17 protein-coding genes are annotated in these 22,412 nt (G+C 48.0%); 11 read left to right on the forward strand and 6 right to left on the reverse strand.

Annotated features, from left to right (window positions below):
• The first annotated feature begins 490 nt into the window (after positions 1-490).
• Genes BLQ13_RS06895 through BLQ13_RS06905 form a run of 3 tightly spaced genes read left to right on the forward strand, consistent with a single transcriptional unit; the run spans position 491 to position 4,124 of the window.
• Entirely contained in the window at positions 491-1,222 is a 732-nt protein-coding gene (locus tag BLQ13_RS06895) for a hypothetical protein (RefSeq protein WP_090917467.1), read from the forward strand.
• Positions 1,223-1,235: 13 nt separating this feature from the next.
• Complete coding sequence (locus tag BLQ13_RS06900) at positions 1,236-2,924, forward strand: vWA domain-containing protein (RefSeq protein WP_090917469.1); 1,689 nt, start codon at positions 1,236-1,238, stop codon at positions 2,922-2,924.
• 60 nt (positions 2,925-2,984) lie between these two features.
• Positions 2,985-4,124: a toxic anion resistance protein gene (locus BLQ13_RS06905; protein ID WP_090917471.1), complete on the forward strand. Its 1,140-nt coding sequence runs from the start codon at positions 2,985-2,987 to the stop codon at positions 4,122-4,124.
• A 99-nt stretch (positions 4,125-4,223) separates the two neighbouring features.
• Here BLQ13_RS06905 and BLQ13_RS06910 read toward each other — a convergent pair whose 3' ends face one another.
• The 4 genes from BLQ13_RS06910 to BLQ13_RS06925 all read right to left on the reverse strand — a co-directional run bounded on the left by BLQ13_RS06910 (position 4,224) and on the right by BLQ13_RS06925 (position 7,540).
• Entirely contained in the window at positions 4,224-4,859 is a 636-nt protein-coding gene (locus BLQ13_RS06910) for a hypothetical protein (protein WP_090917473.1), read from the reverse strand.
• A 110-nt stretch (positions 4,860-4,969) separates the two neighbouring features.
• Positions 4,970-5,689: a YoaK family protein gene (locus tag BLQ13_RS06915; RefSeq protein WP_167375661.1), complete on the reverse strand. Its 720-nt coding sequence runs from the start codon at positions 5,687-5,689 to the stop codon at positions 4,970-4,972.
• A gap of 129 nt (positions 5,690-5,818) precedes the next feature.
• A complete protein-coding gene (locus BLQ13_RS06920; protein ID WP_090917478.1) occupies positions 5,819-6,856 on the reverse strand; it encodes a cupin domain-containing protein in 1,038 nt (345 codons plus the stop codon).
• 90 nt (positions 6,857-6,946) lie between these two features.
• Positions 6,947-7,540, reverse strand: coding sequence for a TetR/AcrR family transcriptional regulator (locus BLQ13_RS06925; RefSeq protein WP_090917480.1), 594 nt, complete (start codon positions 7,538-7,540; stop codon positions 6,947-6,949).
• 195 nt (positions 7,541-7,735) lie between these two features.
• Here BLQ13_RS06925 and BLQ13_RS06930 point away from each other — a divergent pair, with 195 nt between their 5' ends.
• On the forward strand, positions 7,736-8,494 hold the full coding sequence (locus BLQ13_RS06930; protein WP_090917482.1) for an SDR family oxidoreductase: 759 nt from the start codon (positions 7,736-7,738) through the stop codon (positions 8,492-8,494).
• A gap of 185 nt (positions 8,495-8,679) precedes the next feature.
• Here the strand turns inward: BLQ13_RS06930 and BLQ13_RS06935 are convergent, their stop codons facing one another.
• Complete coding sequence (locus tag BLQ13_RS06935; protein WP_090917892.1) at positions 8,680-9,714, reverse strand: LacI family DNA-binding transcriptional regulator; 1,035 nt, start codon at positions 9,712-9,714, stop codon at positions 8,680-8,682.
• A 448-nt stretch (positions 9,715-10,162) separates the two neighbouring features.
• Between BLQ13_RS06935 and BLQ13_RS06940 the strand changes: the two genes are divergently transcribed.
• The 4 genes from BLQ13_RS06940 (at position 10,163) to BLQ13_RS06955 (ending at position 15,293) form a co-directional block, all read left to right on the forward strand.
• Positions 10,163-11,452 (forward strand): sugar ABC transporter substrate-binding protein, encoded by a 1,290-nt coding sequence (locus tag BLQ13_RS06940; RefSeq protein WP_090917486.1) that lies wholly within the window; start codon positions 10,163-10,165, stop codon positions 11,450-11,452.
• Positions 11,453-11,520: 68 nt separating this feature from the next.
• Complete coding sequence (locus tag BLQ13_RS06945; protein ID WP_090917488.1) at positions 11,521-12,876, forward strand: carbohydrate ABC transporter permease; 1,356 nt, start codon at positions 11,521-11,523, stop codon at positions 12,874-12,876.
• Positions 12,873-13,709, forward strand: a complete 837-nt coding sequence (locus BLQ13_RS06950; protein WP_090917490.1) for a sugar ABC transporter permease — start codon at positions 12,873-12,875, stop codon at positions 13,707-13,709. Before BLQ13_RS06945 ends, BLQ13_RS06950 begins: the two co-directional genes overlap by 4 nt.
• 291 nt (positions 13,710-14,000) lie before the next feature.
• Positions 14,001-15,293 (forward strand): MFS transporter, encoded by a 1,293-nt coding sequence (locus tag BLQ13_RS06955; RefSeq protein ID WP_090917492.1) that lies wholly within the window; start codon positions 14,001-14,003, stop codon positions 15,291-15,293.
• 156 nt (positions 15,294-15,449) lie between these two features.
• Here BLQ13_RS06955 and BLQ13_RS06960 read toward each other — a convergent pair whose 3' ends face one another.
• Positions 15,450-17,606 carry an alpha-amylase family glycosyl hydrolase gene (locus BLQ13_RS06960; RefSeq protein WP_090917495.1) on the reverse strand — a complete coding sequence of 719 codons (2,157 nt, stop codon included), beginning with the start codon at positions 17,604-17,606 and terminating at the stop codon, positions 15,450-15,452.
• Positions 17,607-18,106: 500 nt separating this feature from the next.
• On the opposite strand from BLQ13_RS06960, the gene BLQ13_RS06965 reads away from it, so the two are divergent.
• The 3 genes from BLQ13_RS06965 to BLQ13_RS06975 are packed head-to-tail and all read left to right on the forward strand — an operon-like array spanning position 18,107 to position 22,274.
• Positions 18,107-19,504, forward strand: a complete 1,398-nt coding sequence (locus BLQ13_RS06965) for an alpha/beta hydrolase (RefSeq protein ID WP_244159241.1) — start codon at positions 18,107-18,109, stop codon at positions 19,502-19,504.
• Positions 19,501-20,925 (forward strand): cysteine peptidase family C39 domain-containing protein, encoded by a 1,425-nt coding sequence (locus tag BLQ13_RS06970; RefSeq protein ID WP_090917497.1) that lies wholly within the window; start codon positions 19,501-19,503, stop codon positions 20,923-20,925. Before BLQ13_RS06965 ends, BLQ13_RS06970 begins: the two co-directional genes overlap by 4 nt.
• Entirely contained in the window at positions 20,922-22,274 is a 1,353-nt protein-coding gene (locus BLQ13_RS06975) for a class I adenylate-forming enzyme family protein (RefSeq protein ID WP_090917499.1), read from the forward strand. The genes BLQ13_RS06970 and BLQ13_RS06975 overlap by 4 nt, the downstream gene beginning before the upstream one ends.
• Positions 22,275-22,412: the final 138 nt, after the last annotated feature.

A 22,412-nucleotide genomic window follows, 5' to 3' on the forward strand; every position in this document is an offset into this window, starting at 1 on the left:
AAGACAAGTCTATATAAAAAATGACACGTAACCTGATTTTCCACGTATTACCGGATAACATTTCATTTACCACTAACGCGCCTCCGTAGTTCCTGGTTGTCCAGCAGTTCTTCTAAACAGCAAGTTGTGAAGCTCGTTCTGTTTTGTCCGTGAAAAGGATAATGGGATAAGCTCTATCCACGTATATTACTATGAAGAATACTGCTCCGACATCATAGCTTATGGAGTACAGTACCAATACCAGCGCGAGTTCCTTTTAAATATCTGGCAAGAATCATTTAAAGATCTTTCAAATCCACTGGAAGACCACTCGAACTTCAAGTCAAACATCTACTTTATAGCGCTCTAATATTAACGTAAATATCCCTTCCATTTTCCAATCCTATCCACCTGAGAGCGTTCACATCATGTACAATAAGAAGATGAGAGACAGGGAATATACGACATTTAATCCTAATATCTAACATGAAAGGAGGCCTTAGGATCGACCATGACCAGGTACATACAATTGTTTGGGCTCATCATCGGCATCGTGGCCGTGAATGTTCTGGCCTTCTCCCCGGGGTTTGCTGGACTTGGATTCGGAGAGAATGCGTTCCAGACCGCACTTTCCGTGACGCTACTCTTCGGAAGCGTACTTGCACTTTTCTATGGCAGTTACAATGTATTGTTCAAACAGCCGGTGGTTTTACCTGTGAGACAGATCGAAACCCATGAAGATTATGTAGAAGCTTTATCCTTTTACAGACGCATCAAAATTCTTGAAGAAGATATTACGCTGGGGCTGTCCCAACTGAACCGGATGAAAAAGAAAAAAGGAACCCTGATGAATGTGCTTCATCAACGGTTTGACCCCGGCGAGCTGAGTTTTAAGAAATTCGCTTCGGTCACGGAAGAGGTAGAGAAGCTGTTATATCTGAATATTCGTAGCATACTGAATCGACTGAACGTCTTCGATGAAGCCGATTATGCCAGCATGATGAAAGCCAAGTCCTCAACGATCCCGCAGAGAATTTTTCAGGAGAAAACCAAAGTGTACAACGATTACCTGACCTACGTGAAGGATTCACTTCACACGAATGAAGAGATTTTATTGAAGCTGGATCAGCTGTTGCTGGAGATTTCGCGCCTGGACAGTGTTGAAGCTGGAGATATTGAGCAGATGCCTTGTATGCAGGAGATTGATCAGTTAATCAAGCACACCAAATTATATAGACAGTGAGGGGTTGCGCGTTATGGCAAAGAAGGGAAAGTTTTTTCTCATATCCATGATCATGTTAGTCCTAGTATTTGGTCTCGTTTATGGAGGAATCACACTGACATCGAACTTTGGCAAGTCTACCACACAGGTCACGACCGAAAATGCAGGTAAGGAACTTGGCAAATTGTACGCGGACATTGCACCAGCTACGGCGGAACCGGTGAAAGGACAGATTGATCTTGATCCGGTTGATGTTGCAGAATCCCTTCCGGACATTTCCAAATTCCCGGTTACAGTGGAGAATACCACCAATGATTTCGTCGAAATTTTCTCCTCCACCGAGAAGTCGGGTAGTGGCGTGGATGGATGGTTAACCGAGGTCGCAGAGGCATTTAACCAAGCGAACATCACGGCCGGCGGCAAACAGGTATCGGTCAAAATCCGTAATATTGCTTCCGGTACCGCAACGGATTACATCAAGTCCGGTAAGTATGTGCCCGATGCCTTCACCCCGTCCAATGAGTTGTGGGGCGAGATGGTGGAAGCCAGCGGAGTGAAGACGAAGCTCATCTCGAAGCGGCTTGTTGGCAACGTACCGGGAATCGTCATCTCCAAAGCCAAATATGATGCACTGGTGAACACCTACGGCTCCGTGAACGTCAAAACGATAACCGAAGCTATTGCCAATAATGAGCTTACGATGGGCTATACCGACCCGTTTGCCAGTTCTACAGGACTGAACTTCCTGGTTACCGCATTAAATACGTATGACAGCGCGAATCCGCTGGGCGAGAAAGCCATTCAAGGCTTTGAAAAATTCCAGGCGAACGTGCCATTCACTGCATCCACCACGATTCAGATGAGGGAAGCGGCCAAGTCGGGCAGACTGGATGCCTTTGTACTGGAGTATCAGACCTATGTGAATACAGCTGATCTGAAGAGCGGATATGTGTTTACCCCATTCGGTGTAAGACATGACAGCCCGCTATATGCTCTTGGTCAACTGCCGCAGAACAAACAGGAGATCATCCAGAAGTTTGCTGATTTTGTCACGCAAGAGCAGTATCAGAAAAAGGCAGTAGAGTTCGGCTTCAACGGCCTGCAAGATTACAAATCCGAGTTGGCTACTGTAGATGGTGGAACATTGCTGTCCGCGCAGAAAGTCTGGAAAGAGAAGAAGAACGGCAGTAATCCAATTGCCGCTGTGTTTGTAACGGACGTATCCGGAAGTATGGCGGGGGAACCGCTTAACCGTCTTAAAGAATCTTTGCGCAAAGGTCAGAAGTATCTCGGTACCGACAACAGCATTGGTTTGGTTTCATATTCCAGCGACGTGACCGTAAATTTGCCTATTGCCAAATATGATACGAACCAGCAATCCATGTTTGTCGGAACGGTGGATAGCCTGCAAGCGAGCGGGGGAACAGCGACATTTGACGGCATCGTGGTTGCAATGAAAATGCTGGAGGATTACAAAGCAGCCAACCCTAACGTGAAACCGCTGATTTTTGTTCTGAGTGATGGCGAGACGAACGAAGGACATTCGCTCAAAGATATTCGAGACCTGGTGGAGACGTACAAAGTGCCGATCTACACGATTGGATATAACGCCGACATCAAAGCTCTGGAGAGCATCTCCAGCATAAATGAGGCGGCCAGCATTAATGCGGACACCGACGATGTTGTCTACAAAATCGGAAACCTGTTTAACGTACAGATGTAAATCTATATTAACGTTCAGATGTAAGCAGATACGGTATGTAACTAAAAGGGGGAACTGTGAATGTCGTTTACGATGGAAATACCGAGCCAGAAGGAAATTCAGAAGGTGATTGAAGAAGAGATCAAACCGGTGCCCGCCGAGGTCGCGGAACTGCAACAGGTAGCAACTTCGAATGTGGATATGATTATGAACCTGGACCTCGAATCTCTGGAGAAGCGCAAAGAAATTTTGCAATCCATCGACGGCTTTGGCATGAACACCATGCGATCCTCTTCAGAGAAAAACGCGCTGCTTCAAGTCTCCGTTGGACATCTGTCCAAGACGGGAGACGAGGGCGGTCAGGTCGCCAAAGGCTTGACCGAGCTGCATATGCAACTGAAGGATCTCGACCCAAGCGTGGTCGATTTCGCCAAAACGGGCTTTCTGGGCAAGCTGTTCAACCCGCTGCGCGCGTATTTCCTCAAATACCAGAAAGCCGACGCCGTCATCGCCGATATTGTCGTTTCACTCGACAAGGGCCGCGCCACGCTGCGCAACGACAACACCACGCTTGAGATCGAGCAGCAGAGCCTGCGCGAACTGACCAAGCGGCTTCAGAAGGAGATCCAGCTTGGTATGTTAATGGATGAATCCATTGATACACAGATTGAGACAGCCAAGGTTCGCGGGGAAGACCCTGAGAAGGTGCGGTTTATTACCGAAGAAGTATTGTTCCCGCTCCGTCAGCGTGTTATGGATTTGCAACAGATGCTGGTCGTAAACCAGCAGGGGATCATGGCGATTGAAGTGGTCATTCGCAACAACAAAGAGTTAATTCGTGGTGTGGATCGGGCGAAAAATGTGACGATCTCCGCGCTGAAGATTGCAGTCACCGTTGCCAGTGCACTATACAACCAGAAGATCGTCTTGCAGAAAATCGAATTGCTTAACCGTACTACGAATGATCTGATCGCCGGTACATCCAAAATGCTGAAGGATCAGGGCACGGCCATCCAGAAGCAGGCCTACGAAGCAAGTATCTCGGTGGATACGATGAAGCAAGCCTTTACGGATGTGCTGTCTGCGCTCGACTCCATCTCGGTCTACAAACAAGAGGCCTTGCCAAGAATGCGCGAGACGATCGGTCAGTTCCGTGAACTGGCGGAGAGCGGGGAACAGCAGATTCAACGATTAGAAAAAGGACAGAAGCTTGGTCTGTAATTCACACTAAGTCATAAAGTCATATGCCCAATACATGCTCTTAATAAAAGCGACCATATCCTGTTAATTAAACAGAAGATGGTCGCTTATTTATTTGCGCTATTGCGATGAGGACTCGTATCCAATTTCCACAGCATAATTGTACAGTGACTCTGTAGATTGCTCGACTAAAGCACGACCTGCATCAACTTTTGCATTCCCTTGTTGGAGTGTCTTGAGATTTACTTTGTTTCTGGAGAAGGCTTGCTTGTACAATATGTATCCTTCAAGCTGGAGGTAATGTCCTCTCACCAAATGTGTATGTAATCTTTTGATTTCCGGATTGGAGGACGTGATAAGTTTGGCCTTGGAGACCAGTTTCGTAAAATTTGGAACTACCGTATTCGCAAGTTTTAGATATATCGATTTTCGACTCGCTGTATTCCCTTCAGAAGCAATACTGTGCAAGGAGTCCACTGCTTTCTTTTCATAAGACAGTAGAGTTGAAAGCTGATCGAAATAGGTTTTTAACTCCGCTCGTGCTTGAATTAATGCCTGTTCTTCTTCAGACTCTTCGTCTGCGTCTGACTCGTCTGTTTGATCTTCATCATCCCAATATTCGTCCGGTATATCGTTAAAATCCCAATATGTAGAGAATTCTCCTTTGGCAGCATTGGCTTGAGGAGCAGGAAAGAGAAGCACCACGCCAAGCAAAATGAAACTGGTCATTAATGAGATAATACTTGATTTTTTCATGTGAAATGTCACCTCCTTTTATCCTATTTCTGCACTCCTCTATAGTATACATAAGCCGAGGGCGATCTCCTAGAACTAAAGTACAAAACGGTTGGCCCTTTTATTCAGGGTCAACCGTTTTTCAGACGTTGCATATAAACGACATAGGGGATAACGAGGACAAGAAACAACAGAGCTGCAATGAGGGATAGGAGCAGACCGCTATTAACGAGCATCCAGGCGCCCAGCGCCGCGCCAATGACAAAAATAAACCAGGATAGTGCCAGCACGGCCCATTCCGATACAGGAGCTTTGCCACGTACAGCTTTGGCCAGAGCCTGACCGATTCCAAAAAGCGTACCCGATACAAAGCCTTTGCCTACATCTGCATGTGCAACCATCTGGTGCATCGTATTTTGCATGCCCATCGCCATGGTGAGCGGGAATATAATATAATTCGTGTGGAACAGGAGCGACAACAGGATTGCGAAGAGAAACAATACACACTCCACGCCCAAAATAAGGGTCAGATGCCATTTCCCCCATGACTCTGTAATCAAAGTGCCAACAAATGCACCTGCAATAAATAAAAGAACGACAGTCCCTGTCGTTGCCCATAACGCATAATCTGCTTCAAATAGAGCGATGCCCAGCTTGGTGCTGTTGCCGCTCATGAAGGATAAATACACTTTACCCAGCCCCAAATATCCAATGGAATCGATGAAACCGGCAAGCAGTACAAGAACGGAAGATAACAAAAGCCGGGAAAATCCCGGCTCTAAACGTTCTACCGTGTGTCCGATACTCTCGTTGTTAACGTTCGGGGAAGACGAGTCACGTACGGAATGCATAGGCATCTGTCCTCCAGTTTCAGATAACAATAGGGTTCACTTAATCTAGGTTAAGTTTATGTTGCCATTCCCTTAACTGAGCTAATCTCCGGGAATGAACCTTGCGACACTCACGTATAGCCTTCTTGGTTATTTTCCCTTGTTCTGATCGGGTGCAATAAACAGCGTATCGTTAGGAAGCTGTTCTGCCTCATCACGGGACATGCCGAGATTCGTAGAGAGCACGTCTACCGGGTTGCCTGCGATCCATTCACTAAGATCAATGGCTTCATAGTGTCCGCTGTTGAATCCAATCAGTACACGGCAGACGTCATCACCCGTGTTTTTGATATAATGCCCCGCACCCATCGGAGCGTACCCGACATCTCCAGCTTCGAATTGTTCAGTGACAGCCTGACCTTCGGCGAGAAATACCGTCATTTCGGCACTGCCGCTAATGTAATACTGCCACTCATCCGCATTGGGATGCCAATGCAGTTCCCGCAGAGCGCCTGGTTGAAGCTCGATCAGAGAACCCGCCATCGTGGTGGAGATGGGGAAATCTTCGACGGTTACCGTACGCTGCGTACCGCCACCTGGCGCGCGGCGTGGCTGTTTGGCATGCAAGGGATAACGATGCGGCGTGGTCAGTTCCGAGTTACGGCGATAAGTCGCAGAGGATGAACTGTCATCCGGTACCGGACCTTTGGCAAAATAGGCTTCGCCCTGATTGAGCTTGGCTGCTTGTTCGAGGGAGATACCAAGGTTCTGTGCCACGATATGATCCGGTGTCTGAGTCAGAAAGTCGGTAATGCTGAATGTGTGATCCTCCGAAAAATCCCCATTGTCAAAAATCAAAATGAAGTGGCATTCGTCCGGCCCGAGTCCCTGGATGGAATGACCGTATCCGCGTGGGAAATACCATACATCTCCGGGTTCAAAGGTATCGGTATACGCGTGTCCGTCCGGATGGATAACGGTGGTACGACAGGAACCGCTGATCACATATGCCCACTCGGCCGCATTGGCATGCCAGTGCAGTTCACGCATGCCGCCTGGTTCCAGGCGCATGGATACTCCCGCAATACCGATGGATGCGGGGAAGTCATGAACCGAGGCTCCGCGAGTAATGCCGCCGGGACCGGTCCGAGGTTCTTTTTGCTCAAGACGATACTTGAAAGATTTCATCATCATTCCTCCTGCTTCAAATTTGAATTCACTAGACAATGTGTAAATAATTGAATAATAACTATATTATTATACCCATATTTTGAGAAATTATTCAGTTTTTAATCGTTGTGCGGGCGTATAATGAATGATTTTGAATAACTCTTCCGCCATGTAGGTGGGACTGTGCTTGAAATCCTGTCTGATCCACTCCATGATCATGCCGAATATGGCATGAGACTGATAACTTGCGAGCAGTTCGGGATTAATATGGGGCGGGAAAATATGATTCAGATCCTGTAAAGACAGATTCCGCAGCACATCACAGATCATACGCTGAAAGCTGGAAGAAGCTTCGGATTGCACAACGAGGGTGTAAAATTGGGCGTGCTGATGCACATGTTCGAAGATGGTAATAGCGGAAGAGGGCATAAGACCCACCTGAAATTCCTTCATTCCCTCATAAGGCTTGCGAAATGAAGTCACCAGATCCTGAGTCACATCATGCAGGATTTCGTTGAACAGATCTTCCTTGTATTGATAATGTCTGTAAAAGGTTCCCCGATTCAGATCAGCTTGCTGCACGATATCCGAAATGGAGATTTCCTTGAAATTTCGCTTCTGCATCAAATGAAGCAGTGCCTCCTTCAGGGCGGCTTTGGATTTGCGGATTCGTCGATCCATCGCGTCTGATGTTTCAGGCATTGGAATTCCTCCCGAGTGATATTTATTAAAAGATAACGTACAAACAGGTGAAAGCCTGTTGTTTAACGTACATTTGGAACGATTTTTACTGATTGTATCGAAAAGCTATGACTTATTATACTAAGAATAAGAGATAATGAACATTTGTTTGTTATCTTTATGTAAACGAATACATTTTAAAGGAGGCATAAACAAATGAAACTTCAAAATAAAGTGGCTATTGTCACAGGGGCAGGATCAGGAATGGGCAAAGCCATTGCCTCATTGTATGCACAAGAAGGAGCCAAGGTCGTTGTTTCCGATATCAACGAAGAAGCTGCTCAGGCTGTCGTTCAAGAGATTCAGGCAAACGGTGGAGAAGCCTTCGTTCTTCTGGCTAATGTAGCGAAAGAGGAAGATGTACAGCAACTTATTGATCAAACGGTGAGTAAATACGGTACAGTAGACATTCTTGTCAACAATGCGGGGATTATGGATGGGATGGAGCCAGCTGCGGATATTAGCGATGAACGGTGGGAGAAGGTTTTTGCCGTGAACACAACAAGTGTGATGCGAACTACACGCAAAGTACTGCCAATTTTCCTGGAGAAACAGCAAGGGGTTATTGTGAATATTGCTTCAGCAGGGGGCTTGCACGGTGGACGGGCAGGAGCGGCATATACGGCTTCCAAACACGCTGTGGTGGGCTTTACCAAAAATACAGGATACATGTATGCCGAGCAAGGTATTCGTTGTAATGCCATTGCACCCGGAGCGGTTGCGACTAACATCGGGGCATCCATGACAGGTATTAACCCGTTCGGTGCGGGACGACAGCAGCAGGGGATGGCGATCAACCCACGAGTAGGAACGAGTGAAGAGATTGCCAAAGTGGCTCTGTTCCTTGGATCGGACGAGTCCAGTTTTGTAAATGGTACTGTCATTACGGCTGATGCAGGCTGGAGTTCGTATTAATTTGTTGGTAAATTAATTGTGCTTAGGAACGGGCAATGGTACTGACGCCTAGCAAGGACAGGGAAATAAAGCAAAGGAAAAGCCGCAGAAATGCGGCTTCTTTGGCATCTGAGCTCATCACATATCTTGCCTAAGTTTTTAAAAAGGACAAACGTTTGCACTTCCCAAAAGATGAGGTAGAGCGCTTAACTCAGGAAGGGCTTTGCCTTCAAATATAGGGAGGACTCACGTACAATCAGGCGGTGCGGGATAATAACCGGGTTCTGAGCGAGAGGCTCGTTGCCAAGAATTTTTAGTAAAACCTGAACTGCGGTATACCCGAGCTGGTATGTGCCAATATCAATGGAACTGAGCGGAGGTGAAGCAAGTTCGGACAACGCGATATTGTTAAAACTGACTACACTGATATCCTCAGGCACTCGATATCCCAGCTCCGCAAGTGCTCTTAACACACCGAAAGCGACATTGTCATCGATAACTACAATGGCGGTAGGCCTGTCGGGCAGCGACATAAAAAGGGACATTGCCCGGAAGCCGCTTTCCTGTAAGAATTCACCCTCCACGATCCAGTCGTTCGTTGCCGTTAATCCGGATTCTTCAAGAGCCTTCCGATATCCACGCATGCGATCATGCGATAACGTAATATCAGGCGGGCCGCTCACAAAGCCGATGCGTGTGTGTCCCTGTGCAATAAGATGCCGCGTTGCATCATATGCGGTCTGCACATTATCGTTGTCGACCATAGGGGCATTCGGATGTGTCTCACTTCGGCCAATGAGAACAAACGGGAATTTTTCCTCTTCGAGAAAAGAGATGATGGGATCGTCCCGTTTGGAACCGAGCAACAGAATACCGTCGACCCTGCGACCATGCACGAGACGGGAAATGGCCTGTAATTCATCATCGGAGGACGTCTCGGTGGACAGCAGTAACTCATAGTTGTTACGAGTCGCGTGGGTAATAATGCCGCGCAACAACTCTCCAAAGAAATAATTTTGAAAAAGCTCCTCCGCAGGACGGGGCAGCATAATTCCAAGCGTCTGTGTTGTTTTGGATACAAGGCTCTTAGCCATCATATTGGGATGATAATTAAGTTCTTTCATAATTTGTTTAACTTTAAGAGATGTTTCCGTACTGATTCTGGGATGGCCTGAAATCACCCGTGACACTGTAGAAGGGGAAACACCCGCCAATTTGGCAATATCCTTGATCGTAATCATGTAAAAAACCCCTTCTGATTCAATCATTTCAACATTCTCCTATGGTAATGCAAAGGGTACCAGAAATCAATTGTTAACTCGTTAACCCGGAATGCAAGTGGAGCAAAATAAAGGAAGATAGAGTTAGATCAAGGAAATAGGAAATTACTGTGAACAAAATTCAGGATATGGTTAAATTTGAAGGAATACAGCTTGTGCAAACGTTTGTACAAATAAAGTTTGATATTGTATGATGTGGTATATATTATAGCGCTTACATCATTGAATTTACATACTTTTAACTTATTTACCCCTACATATCGAATACATCAGTGACATTGTGTTTCATTTTGAGCAAACGTTTGTACAACAATTCACATGGAACACAAATCCTGACAATCTACGGCGTTTAAAGGGTGAAAAGCGCAAAATTTTCTTGAACTACACAGAGGGAAAGGGGACATTTCACATGAGAAAATGGCAAGGCGCAGTTGTGTCCATCGGAATGGCTTTTACACTAGCTGCATGTTCAACCGGAGGAGGAGGAAGTTCTACTCCTGCAGCGCCAAGTGATAATCCAGAGGATACCGTGCAGCTGACTGCTGAGAATCTCCAGCCAGAAGAGGGCGCAACACTGGTCATCTGGGAGGATAAAAACCAGAGTAGCTTTATTGAGCAACGAGTCAAAAAATTCGAAGAAAAATATGGCGTCACGGTCAAAATGGAGGAATTACCGCCAACAGATCAGGTAACCAAGTTAACGACGGATGGCCCTGCCGGGCTTGCTGCGGATGTCGTTGTGTTCCCGCATGACAAGATTGGAAGCGCCTCGGAAGCAGGACTTATTTTGCCTAATGATATCTTCGAAGCTGAGACCACAGCTAATACCAGCGAGAATGCGCTGAAAGCGGTGACGTTCAAAGACATTTTATACGGATATCCGTACAGCGTCGAGACGTATGCCCTCTTTTACAACAAAGCCTTGTACCCCGAAGCACCGAAAAACTTTGATGAAATTATCGATTTTGCCAAAACGTTTAACAATACCAAATCCAATCAGTATGCGCTGATGTGGGAATTACAGCAATTCTATTATAACTATGCTTTCCTAGCGTCTCAGGGTGGATATATCTTTGGGGACAACGGGATGGATAGCAGTGACCTCGGTTTGAACAACGAAGGAGCGCAGAAGGGGGGAGAATTCCTCCAAAAGCTGAAGGCTGAGGTGCTGCCGCTCAAGATGGGCGATGTGAACTACGATATCAAAAAGGGACTGTTCTCCAGCGGTAAGCTGGCCATGGATATTAACGGACCTTGGACCATTGCCGACTATCGCAACGCGGGAATTGATTTTGGAGTTGCTCCACTTCCTGCTATTGATGGCAAGCCGATGACCTCCTTCTCGGGTGTCAAAGCCTATTACGTCAATGCGTTTACCCAGTATCCTAATGCTTCCAAGTTGCTGGCTGCATTCCTCTCGAACGAAGAAGCCCAGATGGAGAACTTTGACATGAACGGTACACTTCCGGCGAACAAAAATGTGGCGGCAGACGCCAAAGTACAGGAAGATCCGATCAACAAAGCCTTCCTTGAGCAATTCAACAACTCAACACCGATGCCTTCCCTTCCAGCCATGGACAGTGTATGGGGACCTATATCGTCAGCTATTACAGATATTTGGGATAGCGGCAAGGATGTGAAAGCCTCCCTTGACAATGCTGTGAAACAGATTAAGGAGAGCCTGGCAACCACACAATAATGACGAAACAGCGATGACACGAATGAACGGTGGACGATGAATGATACCAAACGGAGAGGAGGGAGCATATGCGGCAACAGCATGTCCCGGTGTCTGCCCAGCCCAATCGGGAAAAGCAGCACCGGATGACAGCAGCCATATGCTCCATCATACTGCAAGGTCTTGGACAGTTATACAATCGGCAGTGGATTAAAGGCATTATTCTATTGCTGCTGGAGGGAGCAGGGCTTGCATACCTGCTTCCTCGGCTGTCCCAAGCGGTATGGGGAATATGGACACTGGGGGAGAATACACAGCGTTTTGTGAAAGTGAATGGTTCAACGGTGCTTCAAAAGGGCGACCATTCTATCTTTTTGTTGCTTGACGGAATTATTGTGCTGCTGGTCTTTTTTGTGTTTGTGCTTGTTTACATTCTTAACATCCGGGATGCGTATATGACCGGACTCGCAAGAGAGCAGGGGAAACCGACGCTGGGAGCCGCGGCAACGATGCGTAATGTGATGGACAAAAATTTTCCGTATCTGTTCCTGTCCATCCCGGCACTCGGTATTCTGTTTTTTACAATCATGCCGATTCTGTTCACCGTTACGATTGCGTTTACGAACTATGCCGCACCGGATCATATTCCACCAGCCAAGCTGGTGGACTGGGTAGGGTTCAAAACATTTACGGATCTGATCCAGCTCAAATCCTGGAGCCAGACGTTCTACGGCGTGCTCACCTGGACAGTCATCTGGGCAGTCTTGGCGACAGTAACGACGTACTTCGGCGGAGTGCTTGTAGCTTTGTTAATTGAACAGAAAGGCATCCGCTTCAAAAAGTTGTGGCGTACCATTTTTATTTTGCCTTATGCTATTCCACAGATTATCTCGCTACTACTGATGCGCAATCTGTTCAACGGTCAGTTTGGACCGATCAATACGTATATGCGAGCATTCGGACTGGAAGGATTGCCTTGGCTGACGGACCCGTTCTGGGCCAAAGTTACCGTCATTGTCGTCAACATGTGGATCGGTATTCCGGTCAGCATGGTGCTCATTTTGGGTGTGCTCACCGCTATTCCGCGTGATCTGTATGAGGCAGCCGAAGTAGACGGCGCTTCTGCGTTCCAGAAGTTCAAAATTATTACGATGCCTTTCATTTTATTTGCCACGACACCGGTTCTGATTATGCAGTTTGCCGGGAATTTCAACAACTTCAACGTCATTTTCCTGTTAACGAACGGTAACCCGCTTCGCGGAGACTATCAGTATGCTGGGGCAACGGATTTGCTGGTGACCTGGCTCTATAAACTCACACTCGACAATAATAAATTCAATATGGCTTCTGCGGTAGGCATCATCATCTTCCTGATTATTGCTACCTTCTCCATCTGGAATTTCCGCCGCTCCAAATCATTCAAGGAGGAGGACATGATCCAATGAAGAAACGCAACAATCCGATTCGTTTGACGCTTAGTTACGTGCTTTTAGTGATTATTGCTGTCGTATCCATATATCCGGTTTTGTGGATTTTTCTGTCGTCCCTGCGTCCCGGTGCAGCATTGTTCAGTGAACGATTATGGCCGGAAAGTTTCACTCTTTCTCACTATGGAGAGCTGTTTAACAATCCGTCCTTTATGTACGGCAGATGGTATATGAATACGCTGAAGATCGCCTTCTTCACGATGATTTTCTCCACATTAATGGTGACGCTGGGCATGTACGCGTTATCCCGGTTCCGTTTTCGGGGGCGTAAAACGATTCTGTCCACCATGCTCATTCTGGGCATGTTCCCAAGCTTCATGAGCATGATTGCCATCTATATTATTTTGCTGCAAATCAAACTGCTCGACACGCATGCTGCGCTTATTCTGGTTTATTCCTCAGGGGCAGTGCTGGGCGGATTCATCGTCAAAGGTTTCTTTGACACCATCCCGCGCAGTCTGGATGAAGCAGCTCGTATCGATGGTGCCAGTCATCTGCGTGTGTTCACCAGCATCATCCTCCCATTATCCAAGCCGATGCTAACTTACGTTGCCTTAACCAGCTTCACGGGGGCGTGGATGGATTTTATTTTTGCCCGACTCGTGCTGCGTACCAAAGAAAATTGGACTCTGGCTGTAGGAATGTGGGATCTCGTGAATCGATATCAGGATAGTAACTTCACGATGTTTGCTGCAGGAGCTGTACTGATTGCTATTCCAATTACTTTGTTGTTTGTATTCCTGCAACGTTTCCTCGTTCAGGGGCTGACCACAGGGGCGTCCAAAGGTTAACGTCTCTCAACGACCTCCAGGGATCAACATCACTTCATAGCATACAAAGAGTAAGATGACACCTTGCCTTCAACAGCATAGTCAGCCACAGTAACGGCAAGTTGAGCCGCACTTGCGGCAATTCAATCAGGCACTTTCCGCAACGTCATGTCTTCGTCGACTGGCCACGCTTCGGAAGTGTCTGCTTGTGCTTAGGGTACAAGGAATTAAATAAAGGCTGTCTAATTCAGGGCTCTGATTAAGGCTTGCTTGTTTAGGGCTTCTAATGAAGAAAAAGGAGGAACGTGGTGTATGGGCATGAACCCTTCCAGTGAGCCTGAGGCTGCAGCTACAGCCTATCCAGGGGGACAAGCTATTCTGCAGAGCAGTGAAGCTCCGCGCACCCTATGGCGTAACAGGACGTTCCGCAGAATCCTGTACGGGTATGGCATATCTGTTTTTGGTGACTGTTTTAATAGTATTGCCATCAGCCTGTGGGTACTTCAGACAACAGGCAGCGCAAAGAGCATGGCTGCTGTGCAGATCTGCAATATGGTGGTCAGTTTTCTATTTGGATCAGTAGCGGGTACGGTGGCCGATCGGCTGGATCGAAGGAAGCTGATGTTGGCTTCTGACGTGTTTCGCGGTGTGATCGCTTTGCTGGTTGCAGTTAGCCTGTTCAGCTGGCATGTACCTTTTCCTGTATTGCTGTTATTGCTCTCTTTATCGATGTTTTCCAGTCTGTTTCAGGCTCCGGCATTTCATGCTTCCGCTGCGAGCATCGTGGGTAAAGAGCACATCCAGCAGGCAACGGGTACCATTCATCTGGTGGACAATCTGGCTCGTATAAGTGGTTTGGCGGCCGCCGGGGTCGCTGTAGCTGCGTTTGGCGGTTTTGTCGCCATCCTAATTACGGGGGCAACTTTCCTATTGTCTGCAATCTGTGTGCTGCTGGCAGGGCGTTTTCCACAGGTGATGCGTGCCAGTGGTGACCCGAAATCTTTTGCACAGGCGTGGCGCAGTTCGTTTGCTTACATCTATCGGAGTCGACTCATTCGTTCCATTGTATTACTCAATCCGCTGATACTTCTCTTTTTTATGTCAGCCATGATGCTCATTCAGGTGATGGCTGTTAACGTATGGAAGGCGAATCCAGTTCAATTTGGTTTGATCGAGACCTGTATTCCTCTGGGATACATGATTGGATCAGGGGTATTGATTGCTTCTGGAAAAAGATTGAAACATCGCGGGCGCTGGGTCTTTATCGGCCTACTCGTGTTAGGGCCTGTTTATATGCTTCTGGCGAATGTATCCTCGCCTCTCATGGCCCTGCCGCTCATCATAGGCGGTGGAGCTATGTTTGCTTGCTGTACGATGCTCACCCAGATTATGCTTCGCACCGCCGTGCCAGATGAGATGCAGGGTAGCGTTTATGGTGTCGTTGGCACCATTACGAGTACGGCGCCGATCCTGGGCCTGACGGTAGTCTCGATCTTCGCGGATCACTGGGGTGCCGCCGCCGTATTGGAAGGCATAGGGATGATGTTGCTTGCAACAGGAATCATTGCCATCACAACCTTGAAGTCCATTCGAACCTATACTTAGACATTCATACAAATGAAGACAGGCGGTTCTTTTAATAAGATATTAACGAAACCTCCTCTGTCACCGATCCGATCGCATAGCAAAAACCCGGAGCATACGCTGCATTGCTGCATTCGCGTACTCCGGGTTAGCTTGTGTATTAAATGATATGAAGCTTTACTGCCAGTTCACCGTAACGGTGGCTGTTCCGCTCGCTGGTGTAGTGAATGTGTGGTTAGAACCGTTTTCCCATGTAATCGTCGAACCGTTTTTCTTGAAAAATTTGAACTCCAGCTGTTTGCCTGCCGGTACGCTGACATCATAGTACCAGGTTGGGTATTGATGAATGACCTGATTGAATGCGGGTCCAATGGCAGTCGAACCGGTGCTCCAATTACCCAGTTCAGCCACATTTCCTGTCAAATAGAGGTTCTGTCCAAGCGTTGTGGACGCATTGTTTACGACGAAGCGAACGGTGACCTGATCGCCGGTCAGGATGGTGAAGTTGTTATATGCATTGCTGTTTACCCCGCTTGCCGCAACTTTGACTGCATAGTTGCCAGCGGCAACGGAAGGGATGGTTACTTTAATCTGTGTATCTTCCCAAGACGTAATCGCTGCCCCGGTAACCGCTGTAGTGCCGAAGTAGACCGTGCCTTTCGTCGAGCCGAATCCACGGCCATCGATTGTCACCACATTACCGGGTTTCCCCATAACCGGACCGACATGACCGATAGTTGGTGTCGTTTCGACTGTTGTGTATTGCCATACTGCCGTTGCGCCCGCAGCAAGGGTGAAGTTGTTAATACTGCCGTTCGTGGATGTGATGTTATTTCCGTTCAGCACCCCGCCAAGTACATCCGTGTATGAGCCTGTAGGCAGGGAAGTACTCAATCCTGCAATGCTTGCAGACGTGGAAAGATTGCGGTTTACCGCGACAACGGCTACACTCTTGCCGAATTTGCGCTCATAAACATATACATCATTGTTAATCCAGCGCTGTTGTGTGGAACCGTAGGCAATGGCCGGATTGGATTTGCGCAGAGGCGCGAGTTTACTTATGACGTTAAAAGCTGTAGTGGATTTGGAGAAAGAGGGCATTTTGGCCCGGTTATCCGGATCGCCATTCCCCGTCAGGTACTGTTCTGTACCATAGTAGATGGCAGGTACACCACGTGAAGTCAATGTGAAGGCCAAAGCCTGTTCCAGACGGCGATTGTTGACCGCGCTTGTTTTGAAACGATCCATATCATGGTTGTCGATAAACGTCACCTGATCGTTCACTTGGTTGTAGTCCGTAGCTGTACTGTTAATCATGGAATCCAGAGCGTACATGTTGGACGTGTTGTCACGGAACACATTACGCACCGCAGAGTTAAAGCGGAAGTCGAGCAGGCTCATACCAGACTTGTTAGCAAAATCCGTGTTATCTGCATCGGATGCAGCTGATCCCAAGAACCATTCTCCAAAAGTGAACACGGGTTTGTGTGCGTAGATGGAGGACATCCAGCTCTTTTGCCAACCGAGAGGCATATGTTTCACCGCATCCACCCGAATACCGTCAACGCCCATATCAAGCCACAGTTTGATCGCATCTTTGAAGTATTTGTCGATGGTCGCATTATTGTGGTTGAAGTCGGCCAGGTCATACAGGTTTTTGTAGATGCCGTTCTCCAGGGAAGAGAAGTCGGAGCCGCCATTGTGATGGAAGTACCCGTTGGTATCATTGGTATAACCGCCTACCAGTGTACCGTTATCGTACAGTCTGCCATTTTCGGCAAAAGAGGTGTCGGTTTCCATCGCTGGAGAGGTGTGATTCGGTGCAAAGTCAATGACAATCTTGATGCCTTTGGCATGAGCCGTCGTAATCAGATTCTGAAAATCCGCCATCGTGCCGAAGTACGGATTGGTCTTTTTGAAGTCTCGAGCCCAGTAACCGTGGTAGGCTGTGTTGGTTACACCGCTATAGTTGATCGTTGCAAAAATATTTTCGACAGGCTGGGAGATCCACAACGCTGTGACACCCAGATCACTGAAATAGTTATCGTTGATTTTGTTGATTAACCCTTGCCAGTCTCCGCCGCAGTACAGCTTCAAATTGCTGCATGTGGCATCATAAGCGGCTCCCGTAGGATTGTTGGAGGGATTGCCGTCCAAAAAGCGATCCGTAAATACTTGGTAGATGACATCTGTACTGAAGCTCTGCTTGTTGGTTACAGCGGTGTCCGGATCGGCGTATACAGCGGAAGCTGGCAAGAACGGCAGTGCGCTGCCGGCAAGCAAGCCGAGGGTCAGTGTGGTGCTGAGGAATGCGCGTTTGGCCATTTGAAACATGGTAATCCACCCTTCGTGAATGTAGTAGTTTTTGATAAACAACCAACGGACTTTGAATTATAGCGCTTACAATAGTACAGGTTGCTTTACTGAATTGTTTGCATTCCTCCTTCCAGGCTCAAACGCAGGCAACCCCGGTATCTCCTTGGGGAGTTACCGGGGTTGTCCTAAACCGCTGGGGTTTAAAAGCATAGCCCTCGAGTTATGATCACAACGCTATCTTAAGAAAATTTGGTTTTTATGTCAATAACTTTTTTATGAGTGTTTTTTTTCTATTTTTATATTTACAAAAGTATCCCGCTCGATTTAAACTATTCGCAGATTCAATCAAATTAAGGGCTATGCTTTCCGGATCAGCATGTAATTCAACTGACCTATCCGGGACAACCCCGTCTCTCCTGAGGCGGGGTTGTTTGTTGTCACCTAGGATTCACAGCACAATCCGGGGGAGGTTTGCTTAGTTAGTTTGTCCTGAGGGAAAAGGAAGAGAGAGGCGGTTGATGGCAGTGAGCACAGGATCGGTTATAGCGTGTCTGAAAAACATTCAGGCATCGCAGCTCGGCAATAAGAGAAACATTTACGTATATCTTCCGTCAGGTTACGAGGAGCAGATTAAACGGCATTACCCAGTGTTGTACGTTCATGCAGGACAGCGGGCTTTTGGGCCATCCAGTCCGGGAAACGAAACGTGGCAACTTGACCTGGCAGCAGATGAACTCATCTCTGCTGGCCGGATTGAACCCATCATTATTGTTGCCATTGCCCACGTTCGTCCGGTTACCCGCAACGAGTTCTATCACTACGTTGATGCTGAGCAGGAAGCAATCGGCATAGGAGGCTCTGGAATGGAATACGAGCAATTTATTATTGATGAGCTTAAGCCGATGATTGATCAGCGATACCGGACAAAGAGAGATAGAGATAATACGGGATTACTCGGTTCCTCGGCAGCTGCATTATGCACCTTGCATATCGGGATGCGTCATCCAGATGTGTTTGGCAAGCTGATCATGATGTCTCCGTACTTTGTGGATGCACAATTGGATGAACAAGCTGAGAATGGACTACGGGAGAAAAACCTGTACCGACTGCCGGATACCATTCCGGAAGTGAACATGTGGGTGGATATTGGAGACACCGAAGGACTGTTCTTGCCTGAACAGGTGAGAAGGGTTGTACAGAAGATGCTGGAACGGGGAGCGGATGCAAAAAAGCTGGCTTACTTCGAACAGGCAGACGCTTGCCATCAGGAAGCGGATTGGGGAGCACGTGTGCAATTCCCCCTGTTGTACATGTTCGGCCAAGAAGGACAACCGACTTCATTAGAGCTGTATGGCAGAGATGTCATCGGACTAGAAGGTGGAATGCAGGTAAGAGTTCAGGCGCGGTTCCAGTGTGATAACGGTCTGAGTCAGACCTTGCTAAGCGGAGAGTATGTTTCAAGTCGTCCCGAAGTTCTTCAGGTTCTTGCAGACGGTACGCTGATTCCTCAGGCCATAGGGAGTGCTACGATTACGCTGGAATCGGGTGATTTAACGGCTACACGAGATTACCGGGTTATATCTGAACTAACCCCCGTTGTACAGGTCTGTATGCAGGCAAAGCTTTCACCAACTTTCAGGTCATCGGAGCCATGGGAAGAATTCATCTACGGCGGGATGGGCATGAAGCTTACGCATGCAGGTGATGGTCACTATGAAGGCTGTTATCATCTTCCGCGAGACAGTGGCTTCTCTTTCCGTTTTACCCGTGGTTTCCGGCAATTCGAGACGGATCAGGAAGGTAATCCCATAGCCAATCGCGTATTTCGTGCAACCGAAGACATGTCTCTCCACTATCATATTCAGGCTTGGGGCAGTGCATCTGCCAAAGTAGAAATAGGAGGCTCCCTCAAATGATAATCCATTCCTTCGCTCCAACACTGGACATCCCTTACTATTATCCATGCAATTTCCCCTTGATTCATGAAGTGCTTGAACGGCAGGGCTCCGTTTCAAGTCTTGCCATGCTGGCTGCCAGCCGATTATATACGCTGCCATCATGCGAAGATAACGGCTTCGTGAAGACTTATTTTCACAAGCTGGATTATGAGGAACCGATCTGGAAGATTAATGAGCAGCGGGAGCTGTGTAACTTTGAGGAAGGAAAAATAGAGATTCGGCGGCAGCTTGAAACGGGTCGACTTTTTTTGGCCACAGGCACCAGCTATCATCTGCCTTATTGCGACGACTATCACAATCCCGAGTATATTAACAAACATGTCAAACAAGGATCACGGCATTACCTGATGGATCATTGGCTTGCCGTGTATGGCATGGATGAAGACCATATGTATGTCTACGACCCTGTGTTTTACAAGTTTAAAGGCAAGGTGGAGCATGCAGCTTTCCATGATTTTTGGAGAGGGCATCAGACGATCCCTGAACTTGCGGAGGTTAAACGGAAGGAGACGCTGCGAACCTACGGAACAACGGATATTCAGGCCAAAGTCCTGCTGGATTCGCAGGGTTACCGGGAGATGCTGGCCCAGGCATTGACTACTCAGGTGCATGAATTTTTGACAGGTAGAACGATCATGGAGGGAGCACGGCGTTTTTATTTTGGACATGCTGTCTCTACCAGTCTGATCGATGCACTGGAAGGAAATGCAGGAGGGAATGCAGAGAGCGAAGCCCGAATATCGAATCTGCTTTTTGATATGCGGTGGAGTCGATATTATTTCCGGGATGTGCTCAAGGAGTCTGCTGGGTGGCTGGGTGCGCCGCTTGATCAGTACGCCAAGGAATATGAGAACATCATTCTCCGATGGGAAAAGGCCAATAGCTTGCTTCAGGTGGCAAGGATGAAGCAGCGTGAAGGGTGGCAAGCTCAGTTGTCAGGCGTAGTGCGAGAGCTAGCCGCAGATGAATACAACTGGTATTCGTCGTTAAGAAAAGCACTGCCTCAAGCTTCCACATATCCGCGGCAATCCCAAACAGATATAGACAACGAAAATGAACACAAGGCAGCTCTGCTACGCATTGTACTGGATAGCTGCCGGGAGCTGAATGCGTATCATAACACATTCATTGCCTTGGATGAGGGCGGTAATGCACCACTGTATGGTCGGGATGGACGACTGAATTCACTGGAACTGGTGTCTTTACTGGCTGTGGTAGAGCAGGGCATTGAAGAGCATTGGGGAAGAGGCCTGGGGAACGCTCTCGCCGAGATTGCTGCTGCTTCCTTGCCGGAAAGCCCGTATCAGACGGTAGGCTCGCTGGTGAATTATCTTGCACAGCAGCAGACCTTGGGCAGTGATGGGGAGGGGGTGAGATGATCGTTTTTTTGCTAGAGCGCTTTGCGGCTCACGGGCAGCACCCGGCGTTTATTTGGGAGGATCAAGAGTACAGTTACGACTGGCTGGTTCGTCAGATTTTTCTCATGGGAGAATGGATCGAGAGAGAGGGGATATCGGGGCAAGTTGTCACATTGGAAGAGGACTACTCTCCCTATGCAGCATCGGCAATGCTGGCATTGCTTGGAGCAGGGTGCATCGTGCTTCCGATCGATCGTAATTTGGTCGAAGCGAAACGGGACGAGTACGTAAAGCTGGCACATGTAGCCGTGCGTCTGGGGGTAGATGCAGGCACACTTTTGGTGAGACAGATACGCGAGACTCATGAAGAAGAAGCGATGCCGTCCATTTTGACTGAATTGCGACTGGAGCAGGTGGGCGGATTAGTTCTGTTCTCCTCAGGCTCGACGGGAGTAAGTAAGGCGACGGTTCACCGGGCAGACCGGTTGTTACAGGCCTTTCGGCGGCAGGTGCGTCCACTGCGTACTATCCCCTTCATGATGTTTGACCACATCGGCGGGGTGAACACCATGCTACAATCGCTATCCAGCGGCGGGTGTCTGTGTATTGTGGCGAATCGTACTCCGGAGGAAGTGTGCCATACCATTCAGAAACATCGTGTACAGGCGCTGCCCGTATCCCCGACTTTTATGAATCTGCTGCTTTTGGGAAAACAAGATGAGCATTACGACCTTTCCAGCCTGGAAGTGGTCTCTTATGGCTCGGAAGTAATGCCTGAGTCGGTTTTGGAAGCCTGGACCCGGCGCTTTCCGAGGATCAGGACGATTCAAGCTTACGGCATGTCCGAATTGGGGATTTTACCAACACGTTCTAAAGAACCGGGTTCGCTGTTATTTTCCATTCAGGATGACGAGGTGAAGTGTCGCGTTGTAGATGGAGAGTTGCAGATTTATACCGCAACGGCGATGATGGGTTACCTGAATGCTCCGTCTCCTTTTACAGAAGACGGTTGGTTGCGAACGGGAGATGAGGCAGTGGTGGTGGAGGGATATATCCGCATTCTGGGTCGGCGTTCCGAGATTATTAACGTAGGTGGCTGGAAGGTGTACCCTGCTGAAGTGGAGAGTGTGCTTGAAGAGATGGATGGCATTGAAGCGGCGGTAGTTACGGGAGAAGTGAGCGGGATAACAGGCCAGCAGGTGAAAGCGACAGTGCGACTCGCTAATCCTAGTTCACTGAAAGAGCTTCGCAGGGCTATATGGACTTATTGCCAAGACAAACTGCCTGCATACAAAATTCCGCAGAAAATTGTGATCACAGAAGAAGCACTCGTCAGCTCCCGTATGAAAAAGGTCAGAAAGCCGGTATGATCGCCGCCGGATCATGCGTAACCGCTTAATCAGAGGATGATCGGACTGATGAATCCAATACAATCTATGAACTGGAGAACGCATAAATCCGAAGGGATGTGCGTTTTTTTTGTTCATACAGGAGAGACGTTGCATCAG

This window comes from Paenibacillus polysaccharolyticus (assembly GCF_900102085.1).
GTDB classification, from domain to species: Bacteria; Bacillota; Bacilli; order Paenibacillales; family Paenibacillaceae; genus Paenibacillus; species Paenibacillus polysaccharolyticus.